Source organism: Treponema primitia (assembly GCF_046533075.1).
GTDB lineage: Bacteria > Spirochaetota > Spirochaetia > Treponematales > Breznakiellaceae > Termitinema > Termitinema primitia_B.
Window position 1 is genome coordinate 39,807 of sequence record NZ_JAJQRB010000018.1, and the last position, 11,950, is coordinate 51,756.

The 11,950-nt window shown below is 50.7% G+C and carries 13 protein-coding genes; 4 read left to right on the forward strand and 9 right to left on the reverse strand.

Annotated features, from left to right (window positions below; genetic code table 11):
* Positions 1 to 9: 9 nt before the first annotated feature.
* Complete coding sequence (locus tag LQZ19_RS03170; RefSeq protein ID WP_411046195.1) at positions 10 to 624, reverse strand: redox-sensing transcriptional repressor Rex; 615 nt, start codon at positions 622 to 624, stop codon at positions 10 to 12.
* A gap of 88 nt (positions 625 to 712) precedes the next feature.
* Between LQZ19_RS03170 and LQZ19_RS03175 the strand changes: the two genes are divergently transcribed.
* The gene (locus LQZ19_RS03175) at positions 713 to 1,471 is read left to right on the forward strand and encodes a PilZ domain-containing protein (RefSeq protein ID WP_411046196.1); all 759 of its coding nucleotides are present in this window, start codon (positions 713 to 715) and stop codon (positions 1,469 to 1,471) included.
* Between the two features lie 9 nt (positions 1,472 to 1,480).
* Here LQZ19_RS03175 and ettA read toward each other — a convergent pair whose 3' ends face one another.
* On the reverse strand, positions 1,481 to 3,163 hold the full coding sequence (gene ettA / locus LQZ19_RS03180) for an energy-dependent translational throttle protein EttA (protein ID WP_411046197.1): 1,683 nt from the start codon (positions 3,161 to 3,163) through the stop codon (positions 1,481 to 1,483).
* 134 nt (positions 3,164 to 3,297) lie between these two features.
* Between ettA and LQZ19_RS03185 the strand changes: the two genes are divergently transcribed.
* Together LQZ19_RS03185 and LQZ19_RS03190 are read left to right on the forward strand one after the other, a co-directional pair.
* Complete coding sequence (locus tag LQZ19_RS03185; RefSeq protein WP_411046198.1) at positions 3,298 to 3,822, forward strand: hypothetical protein; 525 nt, start codon at positions 3,298 to 3,300, stop codon at positions 3,820 to 3,822.
* Between the two features lie 8 nt (positions 3,823 to 3,830).
* Complete coding sequence (locus LQZ19_RS03190; protein ID WP_411046199.1) at positions 3,831 to 4,448, forward strand: hypothetical protein; 618 nt, start codon at positions 3,831 to 3,833, stop codon at positions 4,446 to 4,448.
* A 162-nt stretch (positions 4,449 to 4,610) separates the two neighbouring features.
* On the opposite strand, the gene LQZ19_RS03195 is transcribed toward LQZ19_RS03190, so the two are convergent.
* Positions 4,611 to 6,026 carry a hypothetical protein gene (locus tag LQZ19_RS03195; protein WP_411046200.1) on the reverse strand — a complete coding sequence of 472 codons (1,416 nt, stop codon included), beginning with the start codon at positions 6,024 to 6,026 and terminating at the stop codon, positions 4,611 to 4,613.
* A gap of 190 nt (positions 6,027 to 6,216) precedes the next feature.
* Here LQZ19_RS03195 and LQZ19_RS03200 point away from each other — a divergent pair, with 190 nt between their 5' ends.
* On the forward strand, positions 6,217 to 6,390 hold the full coding sequence (locus LQZ19_RS03200) for a DUF6364 family protein (protein ID WP_411046201.1): 174 nt from the start codon (positions 6,217 to 6,219) through the stop codon (positions 6,388 to 6,390).
* Between the two features lie 284 nt (positions 6,391 to 6,674).
* Here the strand turns inward: LQZ19_RS03200 and trhA are convergent, their stop codons facing one another.
* The 6 genes from trhA to LQZ19_RS03230 all read right to left on the reverse strand — a co-directional run bounded on the left by trhA (position 6,675) and on the right by LQZ19_RS03230 (position 11,925).
* Positions 6,675 to 7,370 (reverse strand): PAQR family membrane homeostasis protein TrhA, encoded by a 696-nt coding sequence (gene trhA / locus LQZ19_RS03205; RefSeq protein WP_411046202.1) that lies wholly within the window; start codon positions 7,368 to 7,370, stop codon positions 6,675 to 6,677.
* A gap of 95 nt (positions 7,371 to 7,465) precedes the next feature.
* Positions 7,466 to 8,338, reverse strand: coding sequence for a 23S rRNA (adenine(2030)-N(6))-methyltransferase RlmJ (locus LQZ19_RS03210; RefSeq protein WP_411046203.1), 873 nt, complete (start codon positions 8,336 to 8,338; stop codon positions 7,466 to 7,468).
* A gap of 40 nt (positions 8,339 to 8,378) precedes the next feature.
* A complete protein-coding gene (locus tag LQZ19_RS03215; RefSeq protein WP_411046204.1) occupies positions 8,379 to 9,236 on the reverse strand; it encodes a hypothetical protein in 858 nt (285 codons plus the stop codon).
* A 75-nt stretch (positions 9,237 to 9,311) separates the two neighbouring features.
* Positions 9,312 to 10,298, reverse strand: a complete 987-nt coding sequence (locus LQZ19_RS03220) for a DHH family phosphoesterase (RefSeq protein WP_411046261.1) — start codon at positions 10,296 to 10,298, stop codon at positions 9,312 to 9,314.
* Positions 10,299 to 10,300: 2 nt separating this feature from the next.
* On the reverse strand, positions 10,301 to 11,491 hold the full coding sequence (locus LQZ19_RS03225; RefSeq protein WP_411046205.1) for a M24 family metallopeptidase: 1,191 nt from the start codon (positions 11,489 to 11,491) through the stop codon (positions 10,301 to 10,303).
* Positions 11,491 to 11,925, reverse strand: a complete 435-nt coding sequence (locus tag LQZ19_RS03230) for a hypothetical protein (RefSeq protein ID WP_411046206.1) — start codon at positions 11,923 to 11,925, stop codon at positions 11,491 to 11,493. Before LQZ19_RS03230 ends, LQZ19_RS03225 begins: the two co-directional genes overlap by 1 nt.
* Positions 11,926 to 11,950: the final 25 nt, after the last annotated feature.

The following is an 11,950-nucleotide window of genomic DNA, read 5'->3' on the forward strand; positions in this document are numbered from 1 at the left end:
TCAGTAAACCTATTCGCTTAACTTAACCGACAGGGCCCTTAGTTCATCCACCACATAGACATTACGGACTGCAATCTCCGGAGGCAGTTGTAAGATCAGGGGGGCAAAATTAACGATACCCCGGATGCCCGCGGCGGCCAATTTTTCCGCAGCGGATTGGGCGGCGGATTCGGGGACACAGAGCAGGGCCAGCTCTATGCCGAACCGGGAAATCACCTCGCCCATTTTAAAGGCCGGGTACAGGGGAACCGGAGATTTAAGGATCTCCACCCGGTTTACGCTGGTATCAAACCCCGCGGCCAGTTCAAACTCAGCGCCGGGGACGCCGAAACCCCGGAAATTCAGGTAGGCGGAACCCAGCCGGCCAAGTCCTACCACACAGAGCCGACGGTGGACCCCAAGACCCAGGGCCTGCTTTATGGCGGGAATCAGGGTTTCCGGATCGTAGCCGGTACTATTCCCGGCAATACCGCCTAAATAAGAGATATCCTTACGGATAGTATGGCTGGACCAGCCGGTAAGGGCTTCAACCTCGCCGGAGGTAATACGGCCCCCGGCCTGTTTTTCGAGGAGCCGCATCAGGGAGAGAAGCCTTTCTTTTGCCGGTCCCGGAATCTGGGCCATGACCACTCCTTGTGAAATATTTCACAATAAAAATAATACCATAAAGGAATATTGTCAATGTGAAAAATTTGCGATAGTATTGAATAATATGGAACAGCCACCTATCGAAGGAAGAAAAGTCTTTTTTCTATATCCCCACAGCGTCATTCAAGACGATCTGGTGGATGAACTTATTATGCAGGGATTTGAGATCTATATACTCCGGGACCATAAACGGGCCCGAAAGCTTATAGAACGTTTTCCGGGCTCTATCATGTTTATCAATATTGATGAACGGCTGGAGGAACCGGAGTGGGAAGCCTATATCCAGGAAATCCAGGATAACCCGGGGATCCAAACCCGGTTGGGCATCTTATCTTATAATACCGACCGGGATCTCATGGAAAAGTACCTCATGGAGATGATGGTACCCTGCGGGTATATACAGCTAAAGCAAGGAGTTAAGGAAAGCACCGTGATTATCCGCAACGCCCTGCTGGCCAATGAAGCCAAGGGCCGAAGGAAGAGTTTCCGGGCGGTTTGCGAAGAAGGATCGGGAACCTTGAACTTCAAGGGCGATTTTGGGCTCATAACGGGCAAACTCCTCGACATCAGCGCCGCAGGTTTTGCCGCACAGATCGATGCCCCCCCGCAGCTGGATAAAAACGCCGTGATACGGAAGGTTCAGCTGAAGCTCCGGGGTTCCCTGGCTATGGCGGACCTCATCTTTCTGGGACCCCGATATGACCGGCAGGATGTATGGATACTGCTCTTCGATCCCGCCAGCCTGGCGGAGAACGCGAAGATCACCATCAATCACTATATCAAACTGTGTCTTCAGCGTTTAATTGATACGATGGATGTCTAAAGCCCGGCCTCATCGCTCCAGTTTTCGGTACACGTAGCGATGGGGGCGGTCCGCCTCGGCGCCCAGCTTCTGCCGCCGCCATTCGGCGTATTCCGACCAGTTGCCGTCAAACCAGACCACTTCCCCGTCCTCAAAGGCCAGGATGTGGGTGGCAATCCGATCCAGGAACCAGCGGTCGTGGCTTATCACCAGGGTTACGCCTGCGAATGTATCCACCGCTTCCTCTAAGGCGCGGAGGGTGTTCACGTCCAGGTCGTTGGTGGGCTCGTCCAGGAGCAGCACGTTGGCCCCTTCCTTGAGCATCATGGCCAGATTGAGCCGGTTCCGCTCGCCGCCTGACAAAACTGAAACCTTTTTCTGCTGGTCCCCGCCGGAAAAATTGTACCAGGCGCAGTAAGCCCGGGAATTGACTTCCTTGGTTCCGCCCAACTTGATGATGTCCAACCCGCCGGAAAGCTGTTCCCAGACGCTCTTCTCCCCGTCCAGGTTTTCCCGCATCTGGTCTGCGTAGGCCAGTTTGACGCTGTCCCCCAGCCGGAGCTGCCCGGAGCTGGGCTGTTCCTTGCCGGTGATAATCTTAAACAGGGTAGTCTTGCCCGCGCCGTTGGGACCGATGATGCCCACACAAGCGCCGGGGGGCACGGTAAATTCCAGGTTTTCAAAAAGCAGCTTATCCCCAAAGGACTTGGAAAGCTCCTTAGCTTCAATAACTAACTGCCCCAGCCGGGGTCCCGCCGGTATGGTAATACGGTTATCCTTGACCTTTTCCCGCTCATCATCCTGGAAAAGCTTTTCATACTGGGCGATACGGGCCTTGCTCTTCGCGTGGCGCCCCTTGGGGCTCATGCGTATCCATTCAAGTTCCCGCTCCAGGGTTTTCCGCCGTTCGCTTTCGCCCTTCTCTTCCTGGGCCATACGGGCCTGCTTCTGTTCCAGCCAGCCCGAATAGTTACCCTTCCAGGGAATCCCCTCGCCCCGGTCCAGTTCCAGGATCCAGCCGGCCACATTATCCAGAAAGTAGCGGTCGTGGGTTACGGCGATAACCGTGCCATCGTATTCCCGGAGGTGGTGTTCCAGCCAGGCCACGGTTTCCGCGTCCAGGTGGTTGGTGGGCTCGTCCAGGAGCAGGATGTCCGGCTTTTTAAGGAGGAGCCGGCACAGGGCTACCCGCCGCCGCTCGCCCCCGGAAAGGTGATCCACCACCTCGTCCCCGGAGGGGCAGCGCAAAGCGTCCATGGCCAGTTCCAGACGGCTGTCCAGGTTCCACCCGTCGGCGGCCTCGATCTTTTCCTGCAGCGCCGCCTGTTTCGCTCCCAACTTATCGTAATCCGCATCGGGATCGCCAAAGGCCTCGCTCACCTTATCGAATTCAGCCAGGATGTCCACCAATTCCTGGACCCCTTCGGAAACTACCTCTTTTACGGTCTTCCCCGGTTCCAGTACCGGTTCTTGTTCCAAAAAGCCGATGGTAAAGCCCGGACTTACCGTGGTTTCCCCGGAAAAATCCGTGTCCGTCCCGGCGAGAATCCGGAGGAGGCTTGATTTCCCCGACCCGTTAAGGCCTATAACGCCGATCTTAGCCCCATAAAAATAGGAGAGACTGATATCCTTAAGCACCTGCTTGGTCCCATGCTTCTTGGAGACCCTGTCCATGGAATATATAACTTTTTTATCGTCAACCGTTGTAGCCATGGCGGTACTATACCGTAAAAAGAGGGATCATGGAATCCCTGTAAGAACCAAGCCAGAAACCGATGAATTGACCATTACCTCATAATATTGTATAAAAAGATCATATATTTTTATTAACAAGGAGAGTTTTTATCATGAAAAGATTTGCAATGAGTTTAATCCTCATAATGGGTCTGACCGGCCTGGTTTTTGCAGACGAAAAGGAGCTCCAGGAAGACCCGATCAGCAAAAATGTTATATTACAATTAGATGCGGGACAGGGGCTTAACACCAATGATATACAAAAGATGTTTACCGCACTAGGCACATCATATTTGAAAAATAATTCCAGCTATATCTTAGCCTATGAGGTATACAGAGAGCGGAACAGACAGGATTTACGGTCATCCCTTGTTCTTACCGAATTACATTACGAAGCATTTTCAATTATCAATCTCCGGTATACTTTTTCAAATGGGTATTTTGAGTTTAAGTTTTCCGAATCCCCCTTTACCGCAATTGTCAATGATGAAGTTGTATATTCAATAGACTATAGCTCCGTTGGAAGACCGATATACAATTCGATAAACAGGAAACTGCAGGATGCGGCTTACATATCACGAGGTCATGCGGCCGGACATAGAAAATCATCTTCGGTTAGTTTTTATTTGTTCAAATAAGAGGATATATGAAAAGAATCAGCGTAGTTTTTTTACTATTTTTAATCCCTGTTTTTTTATTTTCCCAAAGCACCAATAAAGCACAATTAAAGTCTGTGGTCCTAAGCAGGGCAATGACGGATTTGAAGATTGAACCTGAAATTATTGAACTATTTGAAAAAATTGCAGACAGTCTTCAAGAGGAATTGGGAGAAGAAATAAGGCCGGGAAACATACATACAATAACTGTTGCCTCCTATGATGTTACCCTTTATGACGATTTTGGAGATCCCAGTAAGGGCGGCATAGTAGATCGAAAAATTCTTGATATAATATCCAGCAATAAAGAGCGGAATATTGTGGTGGATGAGAATAAGCTGTATGTGCGGATGCGGGATAGGGTTATTATAAAAACCATTGAAGGCACGGTCTTGGCTGAAAATTTACTCAATTTTAGCGAATGGGATGATATCATCGCCGCCGCCGACAGCCTGTTGGATATGCAGCTGGATTGGAGGCAGGGATATACCATCAATGGGATGCCTGAAATTTCCTCCACCGACGGCCGTTATCTGGCCATGTATGGATTTGATGAAGGATGGGTACTTTTTATGCCCAATAATGAAGCAAGAAAATTGGAATACTAAACCTACAGCCAGTGGCAGAAGTGTTTACATCCTTATTTGCAACTCAGGGCGGAGTTTTTCCCCGCCGGTACTGACACATGCGGAGGGGTATTTTACCCCGGAGAACAAGAAACCGGCTGCATATAAAAGGTAGGTTTTTCTATACACATTCATGTCCCAGGGTCATCTCCCTCCATGTTCCGCAAGCCATTGTTCCCATTCAGGAACAGACAGTAACAGAAGGGGTATTTGTTTTCTTCCCATGCCACCATAATTAATTTCACGGTAGTAAATCTTTTCTATTTTTGGTGTTACGGTATCGGTGGTAATCTTTTCAATTGGTACATTATTAAATGAAACAGGAATAATTCTGGCATCATCATAGTATTTATGCTGGGCAATTACCTGGAATTGTGGAGAATACATGTAAGATAAGTGTGTTTCCCCTTTATAACTGGCAATCCTGTCCCCATAATCATCATATAGGCCAATTTCTGTATCATAGTAGAGCACTATTTCTCCTGAAATTCCATGAAAAGTACCTCCGATCTTCGGCATTGCGACGGAACTTGCCCAGGATTTATTTTCTTCAAGCACGCGAACTTTTCCCCACTCATCCCGAACTTTTTTCCATACCAACAAAACATTCCTATTAGGAAAAATTTTAATACCCGGTGTTACACTAAAACTAACTGTCGTATTATTACCGGATACTTTAATTGTATCTTCGACATTGCTCAAATCATAAACCGCAATCGCCAAATTATTTTCTACGTAAGTATTCAAATCCGCCCAAATCTTTTCCCATTTTGCTTTCTGTGCCTGAGCCCATTCAGCCCGTTCCCGTATAGTACCGGGCGGCTGAGCATTGGCAAAATTTTCTATATGCTGGTTTGCTTCCCGCATATTCGGGTTAGTTGTGGTAGCTTGATAAAAAAAAGCCAGAGCTTCCACCGGGTTATCGTTCCGCTGTTCTGCGGCCATACCCCTGGCCAGCTGGGAAGAAGCCCTTACTTCAATTTTCGGTATAGCCAGTAATTGCCTTTCCCCTTCGCTGGTCAAAACAACCCCCATGCCGGCAAGCAGTTCCTGCACTGCTTCTTTGGCGGCTAAGCCACCCTCTACATCCTGGGGGCTGTACTGTTTGTTAAATGAAGCCCTGATCTCATTGGTCTCAATATCGTTTATTCTAAAGCTTACCGAATAGCGCCCCGAGATAGAACGAATAGTCCCGGCCACAACATAATGTGCGTTGGCTAAATGGCCTATTGAACTGTAATCCTCGTCAGAATAATTTCCGTTTGCCTGAAGTTCCTGTTCGGCAAGTATTAAACTTTCATTGGCCCGGTCCAGGACGGTCATCGCTGAAAAGCGGACAAAATCACCGGTCATAAGGTCCTGGAAGAACTGGGGTATCCAATTGTTGGCAGGGGTACTGTTTTCCAGCGCCGGGGTAGGTACCGCAATGACAATGCCCTTCCCGCCGTCTCCGGAAAACATCGGCGCCCGGCTTTCCGTTCCCGTTGTTTCAGAATTGCCGGAAAAAGTAACACAGGCGCCGAATAGGGTCAAAATAGCAACAAAACGTATGGATCGCATAATATTTTCCACCTCTTCTAAAACCTGAAAAATCATTTGAATTTTGCAACTATCTTCCACTTAAGTTCAGGAAAATAACCCCAAACATTCCAGTCCATCCCTATAAGATTACAATGAAATATATATCATTTATACCCCCGAAACCCACCTCATTTTTGGAACCCTACGGGATGAGCAGAGAAGCCGCTATGTGATTTTGCACGGCGAGCGCATTGAAAAGCTTGCCTATCTCGATAGCCGCCATCGCAGCTTATCAAAGATTGTTGAAAACTATTTTAGGAATCTTACCCAAAAACCGTCTCCTGAAAAGAAATTTTCGCCGGTAGTCGAAGCTCTGCTTGGCGCAGTTCCAAGGAAGAAGTGAAAAAGTTGTATAAATTGGCGGAGACCGATGAGCGGCTGCAACGGATACTCGGCGGGAAATAGGGATGTTCAGCTGTTTACCACCCCGGTTGTATTGGCAAATGTATTTTATATGCTCAGAAAATCATTCGGAAATGAAATTACTGTTTTAGTAACCCGAAACACAAAGGATTATACCGTAAAAGACATGGCAGTCCAAACCGCAGAAGAATATATAAAATCCCGGGTAGATGGCACTGATAGCTGACCACCCGGAACCCGAACGAAAGAGCTTGTCTTTACCGATTACAGCCACCAGATAGACAACCAGTGGCAGAGCGCCCCCGCTAATACAAAGGCATGCCAGGTAACGTGGGCGCCCCGGACCTCGTGTTTACGGTAAAAGAGGGCGCCCAGGGTATAGGCCACGCCTCCGGCGGCCAGTAGAATGAGGCTCAAACGGGATATGGACCTAACCAGGGGAACCGTCGCTATGACGATGGCCCAGCCCATAAGGATGTATACCAATAGTTCAAGCTTTTTTAAAGGGCGGTAGTTTACTGCATGGAGGATTATCCCTGCGGCGGCTAAGGCCCATTCGGCGCCAAAGATGGCCCAGCCCCAGGCGCCCTTAAGACCCACCAGGCAGAAGGGGGTATAGGAACCGGCAATAAACAGGTAGATAGCCGAATGATCCAGGATACGGAGGATGCGCTTGGCCCCCGTATGCTGGACCGCGTGGTACAGGGTGGAAGCCAGAAACATACAGATCATGGCGGCGGTAAAAATTACATAGGCAGCAACAGTTTTAGCCCCCGCAGCGGCAATGCCCATATAGCCCTTGCCCCGAAGCACCAGGAGGACCAAGCCTGCCACGGCAAGGAGCGCCCCCAGACCGTGGAGTATGGCATTGGCTATTTCTTCACCCAGGGTCTGAAAGGGCAGCGGCAAAACCGCCGCTTTAGAAGCCGGTTTTTTTACATAATTTAGAGCATCTTTCATGTAGATTTAGACCTTTATAATTGGGAATGGTTGCAAAAAAGGGTATTTTCCGACACCCCTAAATTCCTTTAATTTGACCTTGCGGTTAAAATTCTTCAAACCATGGCATCTTCCCACCGCAGATCCCAGCTCCCCTGTCCTTCCTCCAGCAGATCTGCCAGCGCAGGAAGACTTTCTTCCAGAGTTTTCCGCAGCGTAAAAGGCGGGTTGTAAATCACCAGCCCGCTGCCGTACAGCCGCTTTCCTCCGCCGCCGGCAGCCCTGGTACGCAGCTCCACGGCGCACCGGTTCCCGCCGTAAAGCCCAAGCAGGGTTTCCCGCAGCGTTTCCTGCAGGGTAGCGCCTTCCCCGGCATCATCGCTAACCAACAAGGGGTACCAGATAATGTATAAACCCGTGGGAAAACGCCGGAGCGCTTCGGCGAGCTTTTCCGGAACCGCCTCATAATCGCTTTTCATTTCGTAAGACGGATCGATAAAAACGCAGCCCCGGCGGGAGGGCGGCGGCAGTAAAGCCTTAAGCCCGCCAAACCCATCTTCCCGCAAAACCCTAAACCGCCTATCCCCCGTAAGCGTTTCCTCCAGCGCAGTAAAATCAGCCGGGTGCAGCTCAAAACAAACCGCCCGATCCTGGAAGCGCAGCAGCCTTTGTATGAGCGCCGGAGACCCCGGATATCGCCGCGCATTTTGCAACGAAGTTCCCAGGGATTCCCTAACCAGCGCGACATACCGGTCAAGCAAGGGCGGTAAGACGGCTTGATCCATTAGCCGCCCCACCCCTTGTTCCCACTCCCGGTTCTGCGCCGCATACCCCCCTGTCAAGAAATAGCGCCCTGCCCCGGAATGAGTATCAATAACGAGGAAGGGAGCCTCCTTCTGCCCTAAATACTCCATACAGTAAATCAGAACTGCATGTTTTAAAACATCCGCCGTATTCCCCGCATGAAAGCCGTGTCTATAGCTCAACATTCCTAAATCATACCTCAAATAAACTACCCGGTGAAGACTATTATTGCTCAGTATCTTCAACTTCGCCTTCATCCCCGTATTTTTCCCCCTTAGCCTTAACCGTGTAAAGATGCGCATCAATGGTCCCCTTTGCGGATTCCAAAATTTGCGCCACCTGGCGGTTACTCGCACCGATTTTCATCCCCGCCAGACGTTTCCGCATAGACTCCAGCCGTTTCCGTCCCCGGACCAGACAGCATTTCATCTTTTCATGACGGGCAGAATTCGGAGGGGCAAGTTTAAGTTTTTTCTCAATGACTATACACCGGTAGAATTGGCCGTGTATCCGTTCCTGGAGTTCCCGGATTTCCTCTTCCCGCTGTAAGCGTAGTTTTCGTAATTCTTCAACCATCTGCCCAAGTTTTTCCTTGTCAATATTAAGGGCCGGAGAAATGCGATCCAGAAAATCAGATGACATATAGTGATACGATTTGAGCAGTAAAACTAATACTTGCCGGGGATTGGATACCGAATCAAAAACCGGACTCTTTTCAATATAGACATCCTCTTCTTCATGGCAGGCCGCATCATCCAGAGCCTTAGCTTTCCAGCAAGCATATTCCGCAACATGGTGCTCCGTCTCCCGGGCGCGGTATTCCTTGGAACCCCAGCGCACCAGTGAGTTTATATATGCGTCAAAGGAGGCGCCCGTGTCCTGGTAATTCTCGATGGCCCGGCTGATCCGGGGATAGAACCAGCAGAGATAGTCCATATAATCTTCCTTGTCCCACCCATAGGGATGGAACTGCTGGTAATTATCCAAAATAAATTTGAAAATGTAACCTTCCAAATCCTTCTTGCTGATGAGCCCAAGCGCATAACGATTCAGCAATTTTGTTAACGGCAAATTGTCCTTCATAAATCACTCCCTTTCCGGTTTATCGGGAGTAATAGGGGCTGGGGCGAATTTTGCTTTAGTAAAAAGTGATCTATGTCACTGGTTTTCGTTAAAAATATCGCGAAATTCTTCGATAATTTTCGATTTTGTCTCTTCAATAGTCCCGGCGAGACTGAGTCCCGCGGCGTTTTTGTGGCCCCCGCCGCCGAATTTTTGGGCGATGGCCGCCACATCCACTAGGTTCCGGGAGCGGAACCCTATGGTACAGTTTTCCGGATTTTCCTGGCGTATGATGACGATAGCTTCCGCCCCGGCCACGGTTTGCAAAAGCTGATAGAGGCTGTCCGAGTCCCTTCCCTCAAGGCCGTAACGACGAGTATCCTCCAGGGCCTCGGTAGCGAGAAGAAGCTTGCCGCCGTAATAGGATTGGGCCTTGGAAAGTATCCTGCCCACGAGGATACGGGAATCCAGGTTTTTACCGCCGTGTATGTCATAATACGCCTTCTTAGGATTTGCCCCGGCGCTGATCAGCCGGGCGGCATAACGGAAGGTTTCGGCGCCCCGTTCATCCACATGACGGAAAAACCCCGTATCCGTACAGAGCCCGAAGAAGAGCAGTTCCGCCTCCTCCACCGTAGGGCTAAAACCCAGGGCTTCGATAAGCTCAAGAACAAGGACGGCAGTGGCGGGGGCTTCCGGGTTCAGGTAAATCGGGGAATCGGAGCCGTCATCCCCTGCCTTACCCGTGGCGTGGTGATCAACTATCGCCGTGGGAAGCCCTTCGAGAAAGGGGCCCAGATCCCCGGTACGTTCTTGGGAATCGCAGTCAAAAATGATTACCCGGGCGCCCTCCCGTTCCGTATCCCCTGGTTTGGCGATAAAGGCGGAGGCATAGGGCTTTATTTCGGTACGCGTAAAAGGACCGGCGGAACAGGGAATGACCTCCTTGCCCATCCTTCGCAGTACCGAGGCCAGGGCAAGCTGACTCCCCACGCAGTCCCCATCGGGGTCTTTGTGGCCCGCCAGAAGGAATTTTGATCCTTCGCGGATAAAATCGAGCAGCGCCGGGGGCACAGGAACCATTTTCACCGGGCAGTCCCCGGTTGACAATTGAGCAGGGTAAATTGGCGGCGATCCCCCTGGGAAATAATTGCCCGGCCATCCTTGATATACACATTCACCTCGGTACGCATACCGAAACCGGAAAAGTAGATTCCCGGCTCCAGGGAAAAACAGGAGCCCTCCAGGATAGGCCTGGTATCGGGAAATTCCCAGGAATCGATGTTTACCCCCGAACCGTGGCACTGGGTGTCAATGCCGTGGCCGGTACGGTGTTTCAGCTCAGTCCCGTAACCTAAGCTGACCAGAGCTTCCCGGGCTTTTGCATCCGCCATGGCCCCTGAGATGGTCCGCCCGGCGGCTATTTCCCCGGCGATGTACTCGTACACCCCTTCCCGGGCGGAAACAAGCTCTCTAAAGGCCTTTTCATACTCCGCTGAAGGGGCGGGGGCAAAAACCCCAACCCAGGAAATATCCGCATAGATAGCGCCGGGATCACGCTCCTTGGCCCAGAGGTCAAACTGAATCACAGCGCCCTCCCGGATAGGAGCGCCCGTTCCGTCACAGCTATAGTGCGGATTTCCGGCGTTTGCCCCGGCGGCGATAATGGGGGCGTGATCCGTTATGAGCCCCCGGTCTTCTACGGCTGCGGTCATAACCCGGAGCAGATCCCCTTCGCTGAGGGGCGTTTTGTCTATATAGGCCTTCCGGACGGTCCCCCAAGTCTGTTCCACAACATCGTAGAGCGCTACGGCGGCTCGTTCATGGGAAGCAATACCCTCCCCGTCCAGGATACCCTTGAAGCGCTGGACCAGCCCCGCAGCGGAGGCCAGTTCCAGACCGGCGCTTTCCAGAACCGCAGCGGTCCCCCGATCTAAATAGGAGACCATGGTGAGGGTATCGGAAATATGAACCCCCCAACGTTTTCCTCCAAGGGTTTTCAGGAGGGCCATCAGTTCTTCCCGGCCAAAATACTCCGTTTTCTGTCCCGGAAGTTTATCAAGGATACCCGGCTCAACGGCGTTGATAATGCCGAAGGGTTCCCCTTCTGCGGGAACCGCATAAAACCAGAGCCGGGAATTAGTATCCTTACGGTTAATATGGAGTATGTCATCCGCCAACCGGTCCCGGTGGTGGAAATTACAAAAAAGCCATCCATCTAGTTTTTCCCCGCAGATGGCTTCTTGTATGCGGCTTAAATTCAGAAAGGAAGTCATTAAAACACGAGCTTAATACCTTCTACACCCTCAAACTTGTCATCAAGATTTACATGAAGGGGTATATTACCCCAGGATTCATGGGATCGTTCTCTCCGTACATAGAGACGAACATGGTCGAATTCTCCATCCTTATAAAACACAGTCATATGGGGCCAATCGGTCCCGGACCCCATTAGTATCAGATCCCCTTTTTTACCGGTCCCTTCGAACCACTCAATGGGTAGGTAGGCGTCCACCACTCCGCTCATTCCCTTCCGGTATTTCACCACATACCCCTTTCGGTAGGGGAAAACCCGCTCCAGGCTTACCGTAAGGGCGTAAGATCCTTCTTTGCCGCCGGCAGATGAGGAAGAATTATTCTGCTGGGCAACAAGCGGTAGTATTCCCGCCAGGACGAGCATTAGGGTTGTAAGAAATACAATTTTTTTCACAATAACCTCCCTTCTAAGGGTTTCA

What these genes read in the sequence shown, in the direction of transcription:
- LQZ19_RS03170 (WP_411046195.1), bottom strand. Translation starts at nt 624, where the DNA reads ATGGCCCAGATTCCGGGACCGGCAAAAGAAAGGCTTCTCTCCCTGATG.
- LQZ19_RS03175 (WP_411046196.1), top strand. Translation starts at nt 713, where the DNA reads ATGGAACAGCCACCTATCGAAGGAAGAAAAGTCTTTTTTCTATATCCC.
- ettA (WP_411046197.1), bottom strand. Translation starts at nt 3,163, where the DNA reads ATGGCTACAACGGTTGACGATAAAAAAGTTATATATTCCATGGACAGG.
- LQZ19_RS03185 (WP_411046198.1), top strand. Translation starts at nt 3,298, where the DNA reads ATGAAAAGATTTGCAATGAGTTTAATCCTCATAATGGGTCTGACCGGC.
- LQZ19_RS03190 (WP_411046199.1), top strand. Translation starts at nt 3,831, where the DNA reads ATGAAAAGAATCAGCGTAGTTTTTTTACTATTTTTAATCCCTGTTTTT.
- LQZ19_RS03195 (WP_411046200.1), bottom strand. Translation starts at nt 6,026, where the DNA reads ATGCGATCCATACGTTTTGTTGCTATTTTGACCCTATTCGGCGCCTGT.
- trhA (WP_411046202.1), bottom strand. Translation starts at nt 7,370, where the DNA reads ATGAAAGATGCTCTAAATTATGTAAAAAAACCGGCTTCTAAAGCGGCG.
- LQZ19_RS03210 (WP_411046203.1), bottom strand. Translation starts at nt 8,338, where the DNA reads ATGTTGAGCTATAGACACGGCTTTCATGCGGGGAATACGGCGGATGTT.
- LQZ19_RS03215 (WP_411046204.1), bottom strand. Translation starts at nt 9,236, where the DNA reads ATGAAGGACAATTTGCCGTTAACAAAATTGCTGAATCGTTATGCGCTT.
- LQZ19_RS03220 (WP_411046261.1), bottom strand. Translation starts at nt 10,298, where the DNA reads ATGGTTCCTGTGCCCCCGGCGCTGCTCGATTTTATCCGCGAAGGATCA.
- LQZ19_RS03225 (WP_411046205.1), bottom strand. Translation starts at nt 11,491, where the DNA reads ATGACTTCCTTTCTGAATTTAAGCCGCATACAAGAAGCCATCTGCGGG.